This is a genomic window from Roseburia faecis (assembly GCF_001406815.1).
GTDB lineage: Bacteria > Bacillota > Clostridia > Lachnospirales > Lachnospiraceae > Roseburia > Roseburia faecis.
The window spans coordinates 86,725-108,418 of the sequence record NZ_CVRR01000004.1 but is presented as its reverse complement, the minus strand read 5'-3'; the positions used below and the strand labels follow the sequence as shown (position 1 = coordinate 108,418).

General features: G+C 43.5%; 19 protein-coding genes and 2 pseudogenes. 17 read left to right on the top strand and 4 right to left on the bottom strand.

The genetic code is table 11. From position 1 onward, the window contains the following. The first annotated feature begins 386 nt into the window (after positions 1–386). From M72_RS01000 to M72_RS00935, 14 genes and pseudogenes are all read left to right on the top strand, one after another. Entirely contained in the window at positions 387–815 is a 429-nt protein-coding gene (locus M72_RS01000; protein ID WP_055066856.1) for an RNA polymerase sigma factor, read from the top strand. A 3-nt stretch (positions 816–818) separates the two neighbouring features. Further along, entirely contained in the window at positions 819–1,004 is a 186-nt protein-coding gene (locus M72_RS17285) for a hypothetical protein (RefSeq protein ID WP_055066855.1), read from the top strand. Between the two features lie 37 nt (positions 1,005–1,041). Then, the gene (locus M72_RS00990; protein WP_055066854.1) at positions 1,042–1,665 is read left to right on the top strand and encodes a TetR/AcrR family transcriptional regulator; all 624 of its coding nucleotides are present in this window, start codon (positions 1,042–1,044) and stop codon (positions 1,663–1,665) included. Positions 1,666–1,776: 111 nt separating this feature from the next. Beyond that, positions 1,777–3,549: an ABC transporter ATP-binding protein gene (locus M72_RS00985; protein WP_055066853.1), complete on the top strand. Its 1,773-nt coding sequence runs from the start codon at positions 1,777–1,779 to the stop codon at positions 3,547–3,549. Position 3,550: 1 nt separating this feature from the next. Continuing rightward, a complete protein-coding gene (locus M72_RS00980; protein ID WP_055066852.1) occupies positions 3,551–5,284 on the top strand; it encodes an ABC transporter ATP-binding protein in 1,734 nt (577 codons plus the stop codon). 188 nt (positions 5,285–5,472) lie between these two features. After that, a complete protein-coding gene (locus M72_RS00975) occupies positions 5,473–6,213 on the top strand; it encodes a heavy metal translocating P-type ATPase (RefSeq protein ID WP_055066851.1) in 741 nt (246 codons plus the stop codon). 24 nt (positions 6,214–6,237) lie between these two features. Continuing rightward, positions 6,238–6,738 (top strand): GNAT family N-acetyltransferase, encoded by a 501-nt coding sequence (locus M72_RS00970; protein WP_243241898.1) that lies wholly within the window; start codon positions 6,238–6,240, stop codon positions 6,736–6,738. A 543-nt stretch (positions 6,739–7,281) separates the two neighbouring features. Then, positions 7,282–8,037, top strand: coding sequence for a DUF6033 family protein (locus M72_RS00965; RefSeq protein ID WP_171029228.1), 756 nt, complete (start codon positions 7,282–7,284; stop codon positions 8,035–8,037). A gap of 158 nt (positions 8,038–8,195) precedes the next feature. Next, on the top strand, positions 8,196–8,627 hold the full coding sequence (locus M72_RS00960; protein ID WP_226948375.1) for a hypothetical protein: 432 nt from the start codon (positions 8,196–8,198) through the stop codon (positions 8,625–8,627). Positions 8,628–9,039: 412 nt separating this feature from the next. Continuing rightward, positions 9,040–10,254 (top strand): ATP-binding protein, encoded by a 1,215-nt coding sequence (locus M72_RS00955; RefSeq protein ID WP_055066850.1) that lies wholly within the window; start codon positions 9,040–9,042, stop codon positions 10,252–10,254. 95 nt (positions 10,255–10,349) lie between these two features. Then, positions 10,350–10,544: pseudogene (locus tag M72_RS18005) on the top strand (LysR family transcriptional regulator); the annotation flags it as partial. Positions 10,545–10,551: 7 nt separating this feature from the next. Beyond that, positions 10,552–10,950, top strand: a pseudogene (locus M72_RS00945) (transposase); the annotation flags it as partial. A 622-nt stretch (positions 10,951–11,572) separates the two neighbouring features. After that, on the top strand, positions 11,573–12,151 hold the full coding sequence (locus tag M72_RS00940) for a transglutaminase domain-containing protein (protein ID WP_141652673.1): 579 nt from the start codon (positions 11,573–11,575) through the stop codon (positions 12,149–12,151). A 129-nt stretch (positions 12,152–12,280) separates the two neighbouring features. Continuing rightward, positions 12,281–16,294: an S-layer homology domain-containing protein gene (locus M72_RS00935; RefSeq protein ID WP_022045619.1), complete on the top strand. Its 4,014-nt coding sequence runs from the start codon at positions 12,281–12,283 to the stop codon at positions 16,292–16,294. Between the two features lie 261 nt (positions 16,295–16,555). On the opposite strand, the gene M72_RS00930 is transcribed toward M72_RS00935, so the two are convergent. Beyond that, on the bottom strand, positions 16,556–16,735 hold the full coding sequence (locus M72_RS00930; protein ID WP_022045620.1) for a hypothetical protein: 180 nt from the start codon (positions 16,733–16,735) through the stop codon (positions 16,556–16,558). A 386-nt stretch (positions 16,736–17,121) separates the two neighbouring features. Between M72_RS00930 and M72_RS17000 the strand changes: the two genes are divergently transcribed. Beyond that, positions 17,122–17,295 carry a hypothetical protein gene (locus M72_RS17000; protein WP_006855274.1) on the top strand — a complete coding sequence of 58 codons (174 nt, stop codon included), beginning with the start codon at positions 17,122–17,124 and terminating at the stop codon, positions 17,293–17,295. A 14-nt stretch (positions 17,296–17,309) separates the two neighbouring features. Further along, entirely contained in the window at positions 17,310–18,989 is a 1,680-nt protein-coding gene (locus tag M72_RS16175) for an IS66 family transposase (RefSeq protein WP_082413713.1), read from the top strand. A gap of 191 nt (positions 18,990–19,180) precedes the next feature. On the opposite strand, the gene M72_RS00910 is transcribed toward M72_RS16175, so the two are convergent. Genes M72_RS00910 through M72_RS00900 form a run of 3 tightly spaced genes read right to left on the bottom strand, consistent with a single transcriptional unit; the run spans position 19,181 to position 21,078 of the window. After that, the gene (locus tag M72_RS00910; protein WP_055066848.1) at positions 19,181–20,329 is read right to left on the bottom strand and encodes a glycerate kinase family protein; all 1,149 of its coding nucleotides are present in this window, start codon (positions 20,327–20,329) and stop codon (positions 19,181–19,183) included. Positions 20,330–20,388: 59 nt separating this feature from the next. Beyond that, positions 20,389–20,862, bottom strand: a complete 474-nt coding sequence (locus tag M72_RS00905; RefSeq protein ID WP_022044859.1) for a DUF2178 domain-containing protein — start codon at positions 20,860–20,862, stop codon at positions 20,389–20,391. A gap of 6 nt (positions 20,863–20,868) precedes the next feature. Beyond that, entirely contained in the window at positions 20,869–21,078 is a 210-nt protein-coding gene (locus M72_RS00900) for a helix-turn-helix transcriptional regulator (RefSeq protein WP_022044860.1), read from the bottom strand. A gap of 231 nt (positions 21,079–21,309) precedes the next feature. Between M72_RS00900 and M72_RS00895 the strand changes: the two genes are divergently transcribed. Next, entirely contained in the window at positions 21,310–21,690 is a 381-nt protein-coding gene (locus M72_RS00895; protein ID WP_055066847.1) for a BlaI/MecI/CopY family transcriptional regulator, read from the top strand. Positions 21,691–21,694 lie beyond the last annotated feature (4 nt).

The window sequence follows — 21,694 nt, the reverse complement described above, 5'->3', positions numbered from 1 at the left end:
CATAAGGGCAAAAATAAGGGAAACTACATATCATTTCACTAATGGACAGGCGGGAAAGCCTATAAAATGGGGAAAGTTAGAGGAATAATTATATAAATTCCAGTTTTGAGAATTGAGAAAATCGATACTTGTAGATGGAGGTAATCGTCTGTCTGTTTTCTTTATACCGTTCAGTAAACAGAATTGCATAATCTACAGTGGCACCCAGCTGGATGGAACGGATAATAACCTTAATCCGTGAAGCTTAAACGGTTATGATGCTACATAATGCTTCCCATAAGTGTTGACATTACAATCATAACGATTGAAAACATAAATGAATCGGCTGCCGTTCTCCGCCCTTTCCAATCTGAATGTTCAAACAAATCAGATTGGAGGTAAGGGAAATGGCATATAACCATGGAAAAGCAGAGCGCAAATGGAAGCTCTGGAAAGAGAAAGAAGAAAAGATTTTAAGAGACAGCGGTGTTGCCGAAGATACGATTGAAGCAATCCGTCTCTATGACCGTCGGGCATTTAATTCAGACAGACGCTATTATGAGCGTGTGCAGGAGACAGGTACATATCTGGATACCGTAGCAGCATCCACAGATCAGGCAGAACCGAAAACAGTACAGGACTTTCTGGATCATATTGAGAATCAGGAATTGTATCATGTACTGATTACAGTGGACAGGCTTACCCTGCAGATCGTTCTGATGAAGATCCAGGGGTACAGCACTCATGAAATCGCCAGGTATCTGAAGATTACCGAAAAGGCGATTTACAGGCGCGTGGACAGGCTGAAAGAAAAAGTGAAGAAGATCTTTGAATAATTCATGATAATCACAAAGCAGGGTGTGAGAACAAACTCCGCCCTGCTTATCATTTTAGAAAAAATAAAACTTTTGTCAAAACCAGTATTTAAAAATTTTATCAGTAATAAAGTGCAGAAGGATGTTTGGATTACTGTTTTTATGCAACTATTTCTTGTTGCTCTTGACAAAATCATTTTTAGAGATTAAAATTATAACAGTGTTATATAGCACTGTTATATAGGAGGTGTGCAAAATAAACGGAAATGGAACGACTTTAGAAAATATCCACCGGGCAGCGAAAGCGGAATTTTTAGAAAAAGGATATAAAGACGCTTCCCTGCGGAATATTGTGAAATCCGTGGGAATGACTACCGGAGCCTTTTACGGATATTACAAAAGCAAAGAAGAACTTTTTGAAGCCATCGTTGGTGAACATTATGAATATATTCGTAACCGTTTTATAAAGGCACAGCAGGAGTTCGCCGAACTACCAGCTGCCCAGCAGCCGGAAGTCATGAGTGATATTTCGGGAATCTGCATGTACGATATTCTCTATTATGCGTACGAACATTTAGAGGAATGTAAACTGATCCTCTGCTGTTCGGAAGGGACAAAATTTGCCGGGCTAATTGATGAAATGGTGGAGATTGAGGTAGATGGGACGCATGCCTATCAGGATGTCTTAAGGCAGCTTGGACGGTCCTCTCCGCATATCGATCCTTCGCTGGAGCATATTCTGATCACCGGAATGTTTCATACTTTTTTTGAATTGATCATCCACGAAATGCCGCTAAAAGATGCCGAAAACTACGTTAAAGAAATGCGCGCCTTTTATACAGCAGGATGGATGAAAATTATGGGGCAGTAATGCCTTATAATTTTTGTTTGACAGTTAGCTACAGCTAACCTAAATTTGGATATTGTAAGAACATAGACGTGTTCTCTTTATCATAGACACAAAGAAAAGGAGGAATTTTTTTTGAAAAAAAAATCTAATTTATCACGCCTGCTGGAAATTGCAGGCAGCCATAAGTACCTGACCTATGCTTCCTGGGTGCTTTCTGCCATCAGTGCCCTGATTGCTCTGGTGCCATTCTATTACATCTGGAAAATGATCAAGGAAGTATTGGAGGTGGCACCGAATTTTTGCCAGGCACAGAGCCTGACCGGTAATGGCTGGATGGCAGTATTGTTTGCAGTTATAGCGGTGCTTGTCTACATAGCAGGGCTGATGTGTTCCCATTTGGGAGCATTTCGTATTGCCACAAACCTGCGTATCCAGACCATGGAGCATATTGTTAAGTTGCCTCTTGGGTTTGCCGAGAGTTTTGGCAGCGGAAAACTGCGCAAGATTGTCAACGAATCCAGCGCAGCCACCGAAACCTATCTCGCCCATCAGCTTCCCGACAGAGCCAATGCCATTGCAACCCCCTGCGGTCTTTTGGTGCTGTTGTTCGTGTTTGACTGGAGACTGGGACTATTGAGCCTTGTTCCGGTTGTGCTGGGGTTTCTGATCATGATGGCAATGACCGGAAAGCAGATGCAGGAAAAGATGAAAGAATACCAGAATGCGCTGGATGATATGTCCAATGAAGCGGTAGAGTATGTCCGCGGGATTCCGGTGGTAAAAACCTTTGGCCAGACGATCTTTTCCTTTAAGAAGTTTAAAGACTCCATTGACCGGTATAAAATATGGGTGATTGCTTATACCAAGCAGCTTCGGACACCGATGATGTTCTATACAGCTGCAATTAACGGAGTTTTTGCCACACTGATCGCCGGAGGACTGTTGCTTACGCAAGAGGGTGTGACTTCCAGTTTCTTACTGGATCTCATTTTCTATATTATCATTACACCGGTTATTTCTGTTACACTGACACGCATCATGTTCCAAAGTGAAAATGCCATGATCGTAGATGACGCTTTACAGAGAATTGACAGCGTTTTGCATTTGAAGCCTCTGGAGAAAACCAAACACCCAATGCACCCGCAAAATGCTTCTGTGGAACTGAAATCGATTCATTTCAGCTATGATGGAGAAAAAGAAGTATTAAAAGATATTTCACTCACCATTCCTGCAGGACAGACGGTAGCTTTTGTAGGCCCATCCGGCGGTGGGAAAACAACCCTTGCCAACCTGATTTCCCGATTCTTTGATCCACAGAGCGGAATGGTAAAAATCGGTGGTGTCAATGTGAAAGACATCCCGAAAGAGGAACTCATGAATACAGTGTCTTTCGTATTTCAGAACAGCCGTCTGATCAAGGCATCCATTCTGGAAAATGTGCGTATGGGAAAACCGGAAGCTACCCGTGAGGAAGTTCTGGCTGCCCTTCATCACGCACAATGCGATGATATTCTGGAAAAACTCCCACAGGGTGTGGATACGGTCATTGGTACAAAGGGTGTATATCTTTCCGGCGGCGAGCAGCAGCGAATTGCCATTGCCCGTGTAATGCTGAAAAATGCACCGATCATCATTCTGGATGAAGCCACTGCCTTTGCTGACCCGGATAACGAAAGCCGTGTACAGGCTGCTTTTTCAAGACTTTCCGAGGGAAAGACGGTGATTATGATTGCCCACAGGCTTTCTACCGTAACAAATGTGGATCAGATTTTTGTCATTTGCAACGGACAGGTTGCCGAGTGCGGCAACAGCCGTGAATTGCTTGCAAAAGACGGCATTTTCAGCCGTATGTGGAAAAATTACCAGACTTCCGTGCAATGGAAGGTAACAAAGGAGGTGCAGTGATATGATCAAAAAACTGCAGAAAAAATATGCCCTGTCTGAACAGGGAGCAAAAGACCTGATCAAAGGCTGCCTGGCCTGTGTCCTTCAGAATCTGTCTTTTATGTTCCCGGTAGGACTTTTATATTACCTAGTCAGCGATCTGATGAACGGGGGTGTTCCCGGTGGGAAAATTCCATTTTATGTGGCAGGCTGCGTGGTGTGTATCGGCCTGATTCTGTTGGCCACTTTCTTTCAATATAATGCGACCTATTTTGCCACTTACAAAGAAAGCGGCATCCGCCGTATTACTCTGGCAGAGCATCTGCGCAAAATCCCCCTTTCTTTTTTCGGGAAAAAGGATTTAGCCGATCTTACCAGTACCATTATGGCGGACTGCACCTTCCTGGAGCAGAGTTTTTCACATTTTATCCCTGAGCTTGCAGGTTCAATCATTTCTACGATTCTGATTTCCATCGGTCTGCTCTTTACGGACTGGAGAATGGCGCTGGCTGCCTTATGGGTTCTGCCGGTTGCCTTTGCGATTGTGGGATTTTCCGCAAAGATTCAGGAAAATCTGAATCAGAAAGCCATGGATGTAAAGATGGCCTGCGCAGACGGGATACAGGAGTGTATTGAAACGGTACGTGACCTGAAAGCAAATAATGCGGAGCAGGCATATTTAAAAGGGCTGGAAAAGAAGATCCGTGCTGTGGAGCATCGTTCCATCCTCAATGAATTTGGTCTTGCTGCTTTTGTGGTTTCCGCGTCACTGGTGCTGAAGCTTGGTATTGCAACGGTTGCACTGGTGGGAGTTGTTCTACTCATGCAAGGAAGCCTCTCCGTGCTTACATTCTTTATGTTCCTTCTGGTAGTATCCCGTTTGTATGACCCTCTGCAGGGCGAACTCCAGAATCTTGCGGCAGTCATCAGTACACGAACCAACATTGCCCGTATGAATGAAATTCTCGATCATCCCATCCAGCAGGGCAGTGATAGGCTTTCCAATCAGGGGTATGATATTGTCTTTGACCATGTTGGGTTTGCCTACAATACCGGAGAAACCGTATTGAAAGATGTTTCCTTTACGGCAAAACAGGGAGAGGTTACGGCTTTGGTCGGCCCATCTGGCGGCGGGAAAACAACCGTATCCCGGCTGGCTGCAAGGTTCTGGGATATTAACAGAGGAAAGATTACCGTGGGAGGTATGGATGTATCCCGAATAGACCCGGAAACACTGCTTTCTCTGTATTCCATCGTATTCCAGGATGTCACACTGTTTGACAATACGATTCTGGAGAATATCCGAATTGGAAACAAAGACGCCACAGATGAACAGGTCATTGCGGCTGCGAAACTTGCCAATGTGGATGAATTTGCGGAAAAACTGCCGGATGGATGGCATACCAATATCGGAGAAAATGGCTGTGAACTATCCGGCGGAGAGCGCCAGCGTATCTCTATTGCCCGTGCATTTCTGAAAAATGCGCCGATCATTCTTTTGGATGAAGCGACTGCTTCCCTGGATGTGGAAAATGAAACTCTGATACAGACAGCCCTTTCTCGTCTGATCGCAGATAAAACGGTTCTGGTTATCGCCCACAGAATGCGTACCGTAGCCGGAGCGGATAAGATCGTTGTCCTTTCTGATGGCACCGTGGCAGAAGAAGGATCACCAAAGGATCTGGAAGAAAAGAATGGTGTATATGCCCATATGGTAAAACTGCAGACAGAAAGCCAGAATTGGAAACTTGCGTAAAGAAGGAGGAAGCTTTTGGCTCCCACCGTCGGGCTGCCATGATGATGCTGGAGTCTTCCCGGCTGCTTGTCGGCAGAAAGTAATGTGTCAAAACAGGAGGTTTGGCTATGTCCAAGTTAGGAGTCGTGGAGGATACCCTGTTTGTCCCTAAAAACAATGGTGCCTGACACAATAAAGAAGATTTTAAAATGATACCGGGCAGAGGTGTGGCAGCAAAGGTGGAAGGCTATCATGTTCTTGCTGGAAATAGGGCTATGTTGAATGAAAATAACATAACGTTTCCACAGCAAATGACAACACAGGCGGAAGAATTTATTAACCGGGGATGTACCATGATCTACATATCTTTGGACAGCCTTTTCATTGGTTATGTTGTATTGTCTGATACGATACGAAGTGAGAGTGTTGGTACAATAAAGGTATTAAAAGCATTAAATGTACAGCCGGTACTTCTTACCGGTGATAATGAAAAAGCGGCTGCTTCCATTGCAAGACAGCTTGGTATTTCCGAAATTCAAGCAAACTGTCTGCCGGAGGATAAGTTAAAATACATAAATGAATATCAGAACAGACAGGAAGCTGTCTGTATGATCGGGGATGGAATCAACGATGCACCAGCCTTAAAGGCGGCTGATGTCGGCATTGCTATGGGCGGTGTAGGAAGTGATATTGCTGTGGATGCGGCAGACATTGCCCTGGTGGATGATGAGGTAAAGGAATTGCCACATTTACTGGCACTTTCCAAGCGAATGATGACTACAATAAAGATTAATATGTCATTTTCCATGGGACTTAATTTCATAGCTATCATTCTGGCAATCACAGGCACTCTTGATCCGGTCATAGGTGCATTGGTACATAATGCCGGCTCAGTGCTTGTAATCACAAATTCAGCATTGCTGTTAAAATGGAGGAAATGTCAACTTTAAATCCGGAACATAGAGAGGGGAATTATGAGTAAAGGAAATATGGAAATTAGAAAAAGCACAAGAGAAGATATTAAGCAGATTATGGCTATTTTTACAACTGCTAAGGAGTACATGGCTGCACATGGAAATAAAACACAATGGGGAGATGGATACCCTGGCGAGGAGATACTAAAAACGGATATAGATGCAGGAAACAGCTATGTAATTGTAAATAATGGAATGATTGTGGGAACATTTTCTTTTATTATTGGAGAAGAACCAACTTATCAGGTTATTAAAAATGGAAAATGGACAGATGACAGACTCTATGGGACGATTCATCGGTTGGCATCTAGTGGAATAGTAAAAGGAATTGCCAGAGCATGTTTTGAATATTGCATAAAACAGATAGACTATATTCGCATTGATACGCACAAAGATAATATTTCTATGCAGACAGCAATTGAGCGATTTGGATTTCACAAATGTGGAAATATATATGTTAAAGGTGGCGCGGAACGGATAGCATATGATTACATTTCATAAAAAACAATGGTGTCTGACACAATAAATATGAATCATAAAGCTGACTTGAAAAAGTAAATTCCAGTGCAAGAGTAAATTCCATCGGCTTTTAAATTTTGCTGATTTTGCAGGAGTTTTTTTAACAAAATCTCTTGCTTTCTGTTATAATTAAGCTAGCTTATCGAAATTTTGTTGTTTTTATGGCATGAAAAACAGGCTACTGGAATTCGGTGTGTCAGACTAAATTCCACCAGCCACATTTAAAAAATGTGAAATGTTTACTTCCAGTCTGACAGAACAATTGGTGCCTGACACAATAAACTTGCAATAGGCTGCTTTTTTCTGTTGAGCAAGAAGTATCTTTTAATTCATATTTAGGTGGTTTGTCAATAGCAATAATATTTAATGCATAATCTGATTTAAGAGTGAATTTCAAATTTTAGATTTTCAATAATCATGGGATAAAAATAACAGGGAGGATTATAGTTTTCGGAATAAAGCCGATATATAATATTAGAAACAATAAATAATAAAGAACGGATTCAGAGAAGGAGGACAAAGGATATGTCAATGAATGTGAATACAACGGGTACTGTTTATGGAAGTTATCAGAATACCTACAAGGCAGGTACAGTAGATAAGAAAAAAGAAACAGCGAAAACAACAGAAAATGATAAGGTCAAGAAAAATGTGACAGAAAGTATAGCCGAAAAAAATCTAAGTAAAGAGGCACAAAAAATGCTTAAAGATATGCGTGGCTCAAGAACAGATATGGACTTTATGGTTGCAGATTTTGAAAATGGTGATAATGCTAAAGATATTTTAGCACAAAGTGATAAAGAGTTTACGGTTATTTTCTCAAAGGAAGAAATGGAGAAGATGGCATCCGATCCCAAATATTATGCTGAAAAGATGCATAGTATTGAAGGTGCTTTGCGTATGTCGGATGAAATCAATGCTCAGTTTGGATTTGAAAGAGCATTTGGTAAGACAAACGGAATAGAAAACAGTGCAGATACTGATACAAAAATAACAAAGTTTGGTATTTCTTTTAATAGTGATGGAACTACAACATTCTTTGCTCAATTAGAAAAAACATCAGCTAGTCAGAAAGAATATCTTGAAAAAATTCAGGAAAAGAAAGCTGCGGAGAAGAAAGAGGCGAAGAAAAAGGAACAATTAAAGCAAATTGAAGTAAAAAAAGCTACTGTTCAAGCAAATTCAAAAGATGAACTTTTGGATAAAATTAAAAATATTGAATGGAATTCTATCAAACCAGAGGATAATAAAATCGGTGGAAGATTTGATTTTTCAATTTAGTATATTTAGATGGGGATGATTACATAAAGTATGGAGGTAGATTCATTGTGAGAAAACGTTTTTTTTCTATTATTGTATGTGTTGTCATGCTTTTTACAATGAATGTCACAGCTTTTGCGGCAGAAACTCAGGAAAATTATTCGGAGACGGAGAAAACAATGACATTTGAAATAACTCCGACAGCATTAACTTCTGGATCATCACGACATTCTGTTGGAATGTTAAATTCCTTTTTTGGAACAAATGATACAGTGGCAACTTCCGCTCTTGGTTCTTTTACAATCAGCAGCACATCTGTTCCGTCAGGCTCCACAATCAGTAAAATAGTGGTTACATCCACAAAAAGTAGTGGAAGTAGTGGAAACATCGAATTATTTGTTGCTAAAGATGAGGATAATGGAGATGGCACATTTGACAGATATACAGACAGCAAAAGTTGGAATAGTTCTCTTACTTTTGCAGATTTTGGCAATTATAATTTAAGCCCTGTTGGAAATTATTATGTTCAATTTGAATCTACAAGGTATTCAACGGGAACTGTTGCAGCAGCAACATTAAAAAATATTTATGTCACAGTATACTATCATTAAAATTTTATAATCCCCATTCTAAACAAGCAAAGATGTTGTTATTCAGTTAGCAGCATCTTTGCTTTTAATTGTATAATTGATATGACTATTGAGTTAGAATGACATTGATAGCGATAGAAAGCTATATATTACAGAAGCAGACTTTGATAAAAAAGCATTTGAGAGATTATATAAATTGAATATTATATAATCAGAGGTATATAGAACATGCACAGAGACACTATATTTCAATATGAAACAATGCTGCCTGACACAATAAAAACGCATAGCCCAACTTCGTTCGGTATAACTGTCTGATTGTGTCGAAATTCGTATTTTATCAATTATATCTGATAAAACTGGATTTGCGGTATTGAAAATCAGTTATAGCCGTGGTACCATATAGACAGTTTCAGAAGGGAGGCTGGTCTACATGATTAAACGAGAAATTTATATGAGCCGTATTCGTCCTTTTATCGGAAATGAGCTGATAAAGGTTCTGACAGGGATTCGCCGTAGTGGAAAATCTGTCATGCTGAACCTGATCCAAGAGGAACTTGCCCAAAACGGGGTCCAACCAGAACAGTTTATTTCCCTGAATTTTGAGAACATGAGCAATGCACACCTTTGTACGGCTGTTGCATTGCATGATGAAATCCTTCGCAGAACAAAAGAAATCAGCGGCAAGGTTTATCTGTTCTTCGACGAAATCCAAGAGGTGGCTGATTGGGAAAAATGTATCAACTCTTTCCGGGTGGAGCTGGATTGTGATATATACATTACCGGTTCCAACGCCAAGCTGCTTTCCGGTGAGCTTGCCACTTATCTTGCCGGACGGTATGTGGAGTTCGTGATTTACCCGTTTTCATTCAGAGAGTTTATGGAGCTGTATCACACCGTTTACGAAGGTGCAGACGAAAGACAATGCTTTACAAAATATCTGACGCTGGGAGGAATGCCCTATTTGAGCAACCTTCGCTACGACGATGCCGCCAGTCGTCAGTATTTGCGGGACTTGTTCAACTCCGTAGAGCTGAAAGATATTATCAAGCGAAACAATATCCGTGATGTGGATATGCTGGAGAGAATTATTGCTTATATAACTTCCAACATCGGCACTACCTTTTCTTCCACAGCCATTTCCAAGTATCTGAAAAGTGAAGGGCGCTCCGTTTCACCAGAAACGGTACTGAACTACATCAAAGCCTGCACGGACGCATTCCTGTTTTATCAGGTGAAGCGCCAAGACCTCCAGGGAAAGAAAATCCTGACCGTCAACGAGAAATACTATGTTGCAGATCATGGTGTCCGGGAAGCCGTGTACGGTGGCAACATGAAGGACATTAACCTTGTCCTTGAAAATGTTGTCTACATGGAGCTGCTGCGCCGTGGTTATTCTGTGACTGTTGGGAAAGTCTCTGACAAGGAGATTGACTTCGTATGTGAAGATCATGGGAAAAAGCTGTATGTTCAGGTTTCCTATCTACTTGCCTCGGAGGAAACCATCCAGCGTGAGTTTGGGGCGTTTGCCGGTGTTCGTGACAATTTCCCGAAATACGTTGTAACGATGGACGAACTGGATATGAGCCGAGATGGAATCAAACACCGCAATATTCGTGACTTCCTGCTGGCAGAGGAATGGAACTGAAATGTTCTTCTTTCACCAGAAGATATGCAGAAGTTCTTCCAATGCCGAGAATGAAAAAACAATGGTGCCTGACAAACAATGGTGCCTGACACAATAAATATTATGATATGTCTGTATTTAACCGCTGTATAGAAACCGGGAATGTTCTCTTAATACTGGAATGTTGGCAGGATGTCCACCCGGCGCTTGTCAGTATCCCAGTGAAATGGGAATACAGCTCGCCGTATGGACTTTTGTATGCTCTGAATCCGCCGGATGATGTTATGCAGTTTGAAAACAATGGTGCCTGACACAATAAATATTCTTTCCGGAATTCTTGCAGAGATGGGAGACATTTCGAGATTTGATGATGTTAAGGAAATACAAAAATTAAGCGGATTAGGTCTTGTAGCATGTAGCTCAGGAAAGCATAAGGGAGAGACCAAAATCAGTCACAGAGGACGCAAACGACTCAGATACTGGTTATTCCAGGCGGCAAAGTCAGCAGTGGCTCATGCGGAGGAAGTTAAAGAACTCCATGTGTACTACACGACACGCCCTGACAATCCGCTGAAAAAGATGCAGTCACTGATTGTGATAGCCTGCAAGCTTTTGAGAATCGTTTATACGATTCTGAAGAAGGGAACGGTCTATGATCCGAAGAAGATGCTGATGGACATCAGGCGGCCGGAAAAGAAGGAAGCGATTGCAGCATAAGACAATCGACAGCATTATTTATTCCAGAGCCTTGCCGGGTTGCGGATGATTCCGAAATCGGGCAGGGTTCTGGAAAGAAACCCGATAACGATGGAGTGCAACAAGCACTGCATCAGCACAATGACCAGCAGGTAACGAAACAAGGGAAGCGTCCACGGAATATCCGTACCCTGCGGAAAGGGCAGGTCAGTAAAATCAAAATATAAACAAGAGCTGTAGCCTGCAGTAGTTCACTCCGTAGGGCAATGACCCTGTTAGAAAGCTTAGCGGGCACTCGGTGTATGAGCAGGTGGGACGAAGGAAGTTGGTACACGATACCATTAGACACGGAAGGTTCACCATCATAGTTAACAGAGGATTTATAGCCTTTATAAAGCAAAACAAAGGGACGCTTTATAAACTGCACCCTCTTCTAACTATTCAGTACAAGATACAATGACTGTCATACACTTGTGGCTCTGTTTTATGAGGTAAATATTTAAAGAAAAGCCTGAAAAATCAGTGATTTAGGGCTTGACATTATAGGAGACTTCCTGTATAATAGAAAGGGAACTTTGACATATCTTTTCGGTTTACGAAAAAGATCACAGTCGTCAAGTCCGAAAAAGATGCCTATAAGCATGTGCTTAAGGCGATGAAAAAGCGTGATTACAGCACTAGCTATTGTGCGGACGGAGCGGTGTATTACGAGACATTTGTACTCGCATTGCAGCATCATCCGGAGTACAATTATAGTCTGGTCATCTGGAAGAGTACCGATGGAACATTTGATTACCGGGCAGGTAATGACCTGAGTGCGGCGCAGATCACGGGTAAAATAAAACAGGCGAATGCAAAGGCGAACGCGATTATTCCCCGGATTATCAGGGACGGAATGACGCGCAAACAGAAGCTGCGTGCGATCCACAATTATCTCGTGAAAAACTGTGTCTACGATGAGAACGCGCGCAGATACGGATATGATGATGCCTATACCGCATATGGTTGTCTGATTGAGAAAAAGGCGGTATGTCAGGGCTATGCAGGTGTTTTTAACCTGCTTGCCGCAAAAGCCGGCATCTGTTCGATCGCCGTTCCGGGTGAAGCCGGTGGCGGATCACATGCGTGGAATTATGTGAAAGACGGAAGCAGCTACCGCTATATTGATGTGACCTGGGATGATCCGGTGCAGGATCAGGGTGCGAAGGCTGCCGTGAAATAGACTTATTTTTACTTGACACAGGCACAATTTGAACTGACCCACACATGGGATAAGGTAGAGAATGCTTTATAGAGTCGGCGGAAATTTATTTACGGGAATACATAACAGATGAAAGGGAGGATACTACTTATGAAAAAACAGCTTACAGCACTTGTTTTATGTATTTGTATGGTATTGTCGGTGCTGCCATTTTCAAGTACACAGGCAGCTGCAGAGGAGACGAGCAGTGTTGGCACAAGCAATATTAGCATCGGAGACTATATCAGGCTGGGAAACTATAACGGGCAGCCAATCTTATGGCGCTGCGTCGATGTTGATGAGATGGGACCGCTCATGCTCTCCGATCAGGTGCTGGCAACGATGGCTTATGATGCCAAAACAAGTGAAAACAGCGCTACGCGTTCGCACAGCCGTAACCTAAAGCGTGGGACATATGGCTCAAATCAATGGCGTGACAGCAATATGCGTTCCTGGCTGAATTCCAAGGCGGAAGCCGGGAAGGTAGAATGGCTTTGCGGAAACCCTCCAAAGAGTGGCTTTGTAGGAGAGAATCCATATGACCAGGCAGCAGGCTTTTTAAACGGCTTTAAGGAGGACGAGATCGCAGCGATTAAAACGGTAACCCAGCGTTCGATCGTATCCCATCCGGAATATAATGCGGGAATGATCGAAGGCCAGGGGGCAGATCTGCCTTATGACACAAATATAGAAGCAGCCGCTAACGGATTTGATCAGGCCTATTATGAGAACGTTACGGATAAAGTATTCTTAATGGATGTAAAGCAGATAAACAAAGTCTATCAAAATAACAGCCAGCTTGGAGACAGTTATCATATTGCTTATAAGGGTGGCGTGAGGTGGCCTTACTGGCTGCGGACTCCGGTGACGGATTGCAACCACGATATGCGCTATGTGGAGACGGATGGAAGAATAGACAGAAACGCTCCGTATTTAGGCTTTTATGGTGTCCGTCCGGCGTTTTATCTTGATACGCAATATTATCAGGTGACTGGTGGAGACGGTACAGCTGATTCCCCTTACCGCGGTGCAGCCGTAAATAAACCGGAGGAGAACTTTACAGTTTCCGGAGATGGACCAACACCGGGGCAGGAGTGGGATGTTTCGCTTGACAAGAGTATACAGTTATATCTTGGACCGAATTATTCCAAGAGCAAGAAATACGAATCTGCCACGATACCTATCCAGGTCATCCAGAAGACGCGCAGCGATAATGAGAATATGGTTGTCGTCATCTGCGGTGAAGGTTACACAAAAGGCGAGCAGCAAAAATTTGTTGCAGCTGCCAAACGGTTATGGGAAGGCGCGATGCAGTATGAGCCATATAAGACGTACAAGGATCGCTTCAATGTATATGCATTATGTACGGCATCGGATAAAACGTACAGTGCCATTGATGGATATGACAGTACATTTTTCGATGTATGGGGAAAGAATATATCCGTGAATGGAAGTCAGTGGAAGAACCATATTTTTGAACGGTGTATCGGACCGGCGTTTATCGAGAAAGTGCATGATGCCCATATTCCGCAGCAGGCAGATCCGAATGTAGATTGGGATTTTGAAAAGTATAAATATGTACATGACTACATCAGCCAGTTCGTACTTCTGGTCAATTCTGCAAATGATTTTGGCGGGGCATTCAACGATCTTGATTACGGATTCCATTATATTGTCAGCCCTGCATACAGCCAGCGTGCAGTCGAAACGCTTACGCATGAGCTTGGTCATGGTCTGTTATGGCTTGGAGACGAGTACAACAGCGGATCTTTTATGGGAGAAGCGTCTGAAAAAACTTCGCTAAACAGAACGGGGATCAGTGATCCTGAACAGGTAAAATGGAGACAGCTGCTTGGCTTCCGGAAGACATACAGTGTTCCTCATACAGATTATGATACGGATAAGATTTATAATTCCAGCCGTGAATGTATGATGCGCCAGACCTGGAATGGTTTCTGCGAGGTATGTAAGCTGCAGGGAAATAAGCGGATGCGCCAGCTGGTCACAGAGGGTCCGGATCTGTATGTGGCAGAACCGGAAGTGACAAAGCGCACAGATGCATATACGAAGCTTTCAGATTTTAGTGATGCAACCGGTTGGGGTTATACAAAATTTGACGCAGACAAAAAGACACGCCTTTTGACAGGGGCAGATAAAATTACTTTCCAACCGACAGAGATGAAGGGGCAGAAGATTGAGCTGCGTACAATCGTGCAGAACCTTTCCGATACAAAGCTCAGTCAGGTGACATTACAGGTATGGGTAAACCATGCTGACGGAACCATTGCTACTGCTGATGGTCAGCCTGTAGCAGCGTCAGAAACGTTCAAGATTCCGCTTTGGACGGAAAAGGGCAATTTCCGCCCGAAGGGAACGTTGGAATATCATGGAAGCGATTTTAATTCCGGTTTGAAAAATTGTTCCCTCTTATATACCATCCCGTCCAATGCAGATCTGCGAACCGGTGACACGGTCGGATATGCAGTGAGGGATGAGCAGGGAACTGTTCTTGCTTACGAAGGAACGCTTCCAAACAAAGGTCAGGATATCTTGCCGGCACCGGAGCCTGCAAAGAGTTATACAGTTACTTTTTGTTATAATGACGGAAGAGAAAATACAACAAAAACGACCGGAATCAATGGAAAACTCGGTGATCTTCCGGCACCGGCCCGTGAAGGATATGTGTTTGACGGATGGTATACGACAGGTGGTGAGAAAGTTGATTTGACAAGAGTATATAGCAGCAATACGGTGTTGTATGCAAGATGGAGTGAATATATCGCACCGTCACCGAATGTTAAGAAAGCTCCGGTCATTCTGCTGGCGACAAGCCCGGATACAGTGACCGAAGGAGAACAGGTCATGTTAAGTGTCAGCGAAACCTCAGGATTTGGTGTGGATTTAAGCGGAGTAACTTACACGGCAGATCCTTCGCTGCCGATATCCGGCACAGGGGAGGCTCAGACGATCCGGCTCGATCAAGCTGGTACTTATACATTTACTGCTCATTATTCCGGTGATAATGAGAAATATCTTGCGGCCGACAGTAATCGTGTTACCGTAACCGTAACGAAAAAAGCGGATGTCAGCGGAGGAACAACGTCAGGAGGTGGATCATCGTCAGGAGGCGGTTCCACGGCAGGAGGCGGATCTTCAGCAGGAGGCGGATCTTCAGCAGGGGGCGGATCATCGTCAGGAGGCGGTGCAGCAGCAGGAGGTGCCACCGCGGGAGGCGGCGCAGCTAACGGAAATGCATCTGCAACAACTACGCCGGACATCAAGGATTCGGATGGAACGACTGTTGCCATAGTGAACGGTAAAAAAGGAATGATCACAGCAGAAGTGCAGCTTAGTGAAAAGGCGATCGCAAATGCTGAAAAATCAGGTGAAGCAGTTAAACTTCCGGTTGAAGTAAAGGCAGGTAAAAATATAAAAGCTGCATCCACTGTGACCATCAATCTACCGGAGGGTGCAGGGAAAACGAAAGTGAAGATTCCGGTAAAAAATATGACCGTAGGTACAGTCGCAGTGCTTGTCAATGCCGATGGCACTGAGAAAATTGTGAAGAAATCAGTGGCTGCAAAAGATGGAGTTCAGCTGATCGTGGACGAAGACACTACAGTGAAGCTCGTAGATAAGGCGAAAAACTTTAAGGATACAAAAAAACATTGGGCGAAGGATTCCATTGATTTTGTAAGTGCACGCGGGCTGATGAATGGAAAGAGCAGTACGGCTTTTGCACCGGAAGCAAAAATTACCCGGGCACGGCTATGGACGATTCTCGCACGATGGGAAGACGTAGATCTGACAGGTGGAAAGAAGTGGTACAGCAAAGCACGTGCATGGGCTAAAAACCAGGGAATTTCGGATGGCAGCAGACCAAATGCTGCGATAACGAGAGCCGAGGCGATCACAATGCTATGGCGTGCGCAAGGAAAACCGGCAGCAGAGCAAGAGACAGCTTTTAAAGATGTTTCTTCTGATGAATACTACGCACAGGCAGTGGCGTGGGCCAAAGAGAAGGGTATCGCACAAGCGAATAGCAAAGGACGATTCAATCCGGATGCTGCCTGTACAAGAGCGGAAATAGCCGCATTCCTGTATCGGATGTCGTTGAGTGAATAAACGGTTTACATGTACCATCTGGTATAAAGATAGCAGGAAGGAGATACCTGATTTGAAAAGAACTGCAAAAATCATTTTGACAGGAGTCTGCCTCGGCTTGATTTTACATTGATTTAATCAAAAAAGAAAAATGGACGATACAGAGAAATCTGTATCGTTTATTTTTCGTCTTTTTTAATTTATAGGAAAGTTCTAACTTTGGGATAGCTAGATATGAAAAGGGCCCGCAATTTAGCGGGCACGACAAGTAAACGATAGGTTTTAGAAGATATAGAAGCCTTCAGCTCCAGGAAAGTCTTCACCAAACTCATCGTCTTCATTTAAGAAGTAATCCATATCAAGCAAATCATCCTCACTCATGTGGCGGATGTCATCAGCAGTCATGCCTTCAGGTGGATTCTGTATGTACTTGTTTCTGATTTCATCTGAACGTTTTGACATAGTATTTTCCTCCGTTTTTTACATTCTATCACAGAGGAAGGTGTGATGTATATATTTATGCTGATGAAGTATATGAGAGCCTGCCCATAGCGTTACTGTTCAGACCATTGTAAAAACTGACGAAATTTAAAAAAATATATTTGTGGATAAACTCAAGCAGGATGGAAAGTTTCGTTAACGACTTCCGAATCCTGCTTTTTCTTTTGAAATTATAAACAGTACCTGCATATTTTCCTGCTTTTACATGGCTGGAATACGGATTTCCAGTCCTGCTTCTTTCATTTTTCTTCCGGTTATCCACCGTCATTCTGCCAGTCCCGGAATTCGTCCGATTTCCCATTCGTCCCTGTTTTTGCTGTACTTATCCTATACTTAAGGAGGCACAAATGAACGCAGATGATAAAAGCAAACTCAAAGCATATGAAGAACTTATAGGCAGTCTTGAGCATACAAACGGACTGCAGCACAGGGTCATTGAAACCCAGTCCTCATTGATCAAATCCCTTGAGGAACATAATGCAGAATTAGAAAAAATCATTGATGATCTGACAAACATTTAAGGAAAGGACGCGGCATGGGGATGGGAAATTCTTTTGAAACCATTACAGTACTTCAATACAGGCTGAAAGAAGCACAGGAAGAACTTGCAGCCTTTCAATCGGGAGAAAAATATATCCGAATGGAAAAACAGCACCTTACACAGGTGCGTGCCCTGGAACGCAGAATTGCAAAACTGGAAGCAGCTGTAGCAAAAGAACACAGCCATGCCATTACGATTCGGAATCAATGGTTTGAGATTTTTGAACAGCTGCAAAAAGAATGCGACCGTATGGTCGCCGAAGCAGTAAAAAAGGCGGATATGATGGAAAAAAGGGCCATCCGTGCAGAAAGACAGCGCGACACTGCCCTTGAAAAAGTAACTTTCCAGAGACGGGAACTTTACAAAGTAAAGACAGAGCTTGATGATGAAAAACAAAAAGTACAGAAACTGACGGCACAGATTAACCGGAACTATGAAAACTCATCCATCCCGTCTTCAAAATCTATCGCCCGCAAAAAAATATCCAACAGCCGCGAAAAGACAGGAAGGAAACCCGGTGGACAGCCAGGACACAGGGGGCACTGCAGAAAGAAACTCACCCCGACAAGGGAAATCTATCTTCCTGCACCCGAAGAAGTACTCCATGACCCTGACTTTAAGAAAACATCGAAAACCATTACAAAGCAGAAAATCGACATCAGCGTAGAAGTGCATGTGACCGGGTATCATGCCGATGTGCACTATAATTCCAAAACAGGTGAACGGATCCATGCACCATTTCCACAGGGAGTCATTGATGACGTTAACTATGGAGGAAATTTACGTGCTTTCCTGTTTCTGCTGAATAATGGCTGCTGTACATCAATTGATAAAAGCCGCAGGTTTTTGTCTGATCTGACAGATGGAAAAATAAACATATCAAAAGGCATGATCAATAATCTCTGCCAGTCATTTGCAGAAAAAACAGAATCCCAGCGCAAAGAGCTTTTCCGTGACATGCTGCTTTCCCCTGTCATGCATACAGACTGTACCAATGCCCGTGTAAACGGGGAAAGTTCGTATGTATTTGTATGTGCGGTTCCGGATGGCGGTGTGCTCTATTTTGCCAGGGGCAAAAAGGGACACGATGGAATAAAGGGCACGGTCGTTGAAGACTATCAGGGGACACTGGTCCACGATCATGATGTAACCTTTTATAAGTATGGAACCGGCCACCAGGAATGCCTTGCACATGTACTGCGTTATCTGAAAGACAGCATGGACAACGAAAAAGACCGTTCCTGGAACAGGCAGATGCATTCCCTGATACAGGAAATGATCCATTACCGGAATGGTTTATCTGAATCAGAAGAGCCAGATCCGCAGACCGTCTCCGAATTTGAAGAACGTTATAAAACAATCCTGTCCATAGCCGGGGATGAATACGACTATGAGCCGCATGGGAAATACTACCGTGATGGATACAACCTGTACAAAAGGATGAAAAAGTATAAGAAAGATCATCTTCTTTTCCTCCATAATAAGAATGTACCTGCCACGAATAACGAAGCCGAACGGCTGCTGAGAAAATATAAAAGAAAACAGGCGCAGGCTGTGTCATTCCGGAGTCCGTCAAGCATCGACCATCTCTGTAAATGCATGAGCATGCTGGTTTTGATGCGCAGAAAAGAGCAGGCCAATCTGTTCCGCGAGATTGCAGAAATATTTGCATAAGAAAACCGATGGTTTTGACTACGATTAGTCTATACCATCGGTTCTTTTGTTACAAGTTTACCTCTGAACAGTAACGAAAATTCCGCAAAGGTCCGTGATGATGAGCAAAGTGGTGACAGCAACAGTATCATAAACCAGAAGAAAATGCTGGAGAAATATGCAACCGAACAGGGATTTACCAATCTGCTTCATTATTTTATATTCTGAAACGTTCGAAGCATGCGAAATACCTGTTCCACCGTATCGGTCATATTCTGTTTTGCATGGTCGGTCTGCATGGCATCTTCAAGCGAAATAACGCCCCGCACAATCGGAAAAAAGGCATCAATTCCTGCTGCATGACAGGCTTTTGCATCCTCTGTCACGCAGCCGGAAAATGCAAGCACAGGTTTTTGAAATTCTCTGGCAATCTTTGCAACGCCGACAGGCGCTTTCCCCATGACGGTCTGACCATCCAGACAGCCTTCTCCGGTGATGACAATATCTGCATTTTTTATATAGTCGGAAAGATGTGTTTCTTCCAGAATGATGTTTACACCGGATTCCAGAGTGGCATGGAAAAAGGTGAGAAAAGCAAACCCAAGACCGCCGGCAGCCCCGGCTCCTGCATGCGCGGGATTCGTTTTCGGAAAGCTTTTTCCGGCGAGTGCGGCATAGGAGGAAAGCCACTGATCCATCTGCTGGATCATGGCAGGATCTGCGCCTTTTTGAGGACCGAAAACGGCGCTGCATCCCTGCGAACCGCAGAGCGGATTTGTCACATCACAGGCAATCCGAAACGTACATTCTTTCAGTTCCGGCAGCGCATGGGAGTCTGAAATTACAGCCAGATCCTTTAAGCCCAGAGCACCATGACGTACCGGAACCCCTTCCTGATCCAGCAGGTCAAATCCCAGTGCCTGCAGCATACCGATTCCTCCATCGTTTGTGGCACTTCCGCCGATTCCTATAATAAAATGTCTGCAGCCTCTGGAAATGGCGTCTCTGATGACTTCCCCAACCCCGTAGGTTGTTGTATACAAAGGATTCCGTTCGGTTTCGGAAAGGAGTGTAATTCCGGCAGCTCCGGACATTTCGATGACTGCAGTTTTGCCAGCATCCAGAATGCCGTAACTGCAAAGCACCGGTTTTTCAAGAGGCCCGGTTACGCATACCTGTGTGCGTGTGCCGCCACAGCCAAGCGTCAAAGCTTCCACCGTGCCTTCGCCACCGTCTGCAAGTGGGCGGATGGTGATATCTGCATCCGGATATATGCGCCGGATTCCGGCAGAGGCACTCTCCCCGGCCTCAAGGGAAGTCATGCTTCCTTTAAAAGAATCGATGGCAATAACAACGTTCATGTATACTCTCCTCCTGATATCTGATGGTTGTATTACAATGGTGTGCAGCACTGTCAAAGTTATTGCAATGTGTAAGTACGCGTATAATAAATTTTACAGCATTTTCTTACGACACCTGTCAGTATAACGACGCCAAGCATACCAAGAAAGGCTTCCAGGCTAAAATAGCAGACAATAAATCCGGCAGCGACAGCGAGTATAAGTGCAATCTGTACACTTTTCTGACTGGCGAGAGCCTCAATCTGCTGTGCGCGTTCATCATGGCGTTCGTTGTACAGACGTTTTAACAGTGCTTCATCTTTGAGCGCTTTGCTGTTTTTACAAAACTGCAGTATTACAAAAATTTCCACTACAATAACCAGACCAAGTACAAACCCATGCACAAATTCTGCAGAGTGCGGATTTGTGTAGGCAGAGGTCAGTACACCGGAGGTGTTGGTACACTGTGCAATTAGAAAAAGCGCTGCGATAATCAGATAGAAACGGTTCTGTGTTTTGATTTCCTTTTTCATTTTTTCCATTTTCTTTTCCATAGTAAATTACTCCTCATTCTCAATTTCACTGAAGTCAAAAACTTCTTCAATCGTTAAGTTAAAGTGATGTGCGATTTTATAGGCGAGTCCTAAAGAAGCGGTATATTTACCTACTTCAATAGAGGTGATTGTCTGGCGGGTAGTTCCCACGATATCTGCCAGTTCGCTTTGCGATAGTTTATTGGCTTTGCGCAATTCTTTGATACGGTTTTTCATTGGTGATCCCCTTTTGTTGAACATCAGCCCATGCAAAATTTGCTTTCAGCAAATGGGCTGACACTATCGTTTTGCATAGCTTGCTTTGCAAAAATAGAATAGTATACTTTGCATAAAATGTCAAGCAAACTTTGCAAAAAAAGTAAAAGGTTGACATATGTTTACCTAAGTGCTACGATGAGGTAAACAAAAGATTACCAAATGGGAAGATGAAAGGAAAAGAGAGACGGTATGGAAGAAAAAACAATGCTTTCGCAGGGAGAATGGAGAATTATGAATCTGCTCTGGAAGAAGAAAAACCGCACGATCATGGAGATGGTCGAGGATTTTGCAGGGGTGACGGACTGGGATAAACATACGCTTATTGTCATGTTAAAACGCATGGAGGCAAAAGGCGTGGTTGCCTACGAAACCGTCGGACGTGCAAAACATTACTATCCGGTCGGAAAACAGGCGGATTTTGTGCAGCAGGAAACAAAGAGTTTTTTGGACAGGGTATATCGGGGAAGTTTTGGAGAGATGCTTACGACAATGGTAAAACAGGAACAGCTCAGCGAGCAGGATCTAAAACAATTGCGGCAGCTTTTGGAAGAGACAGAAGAGAAAGGGTAAATAT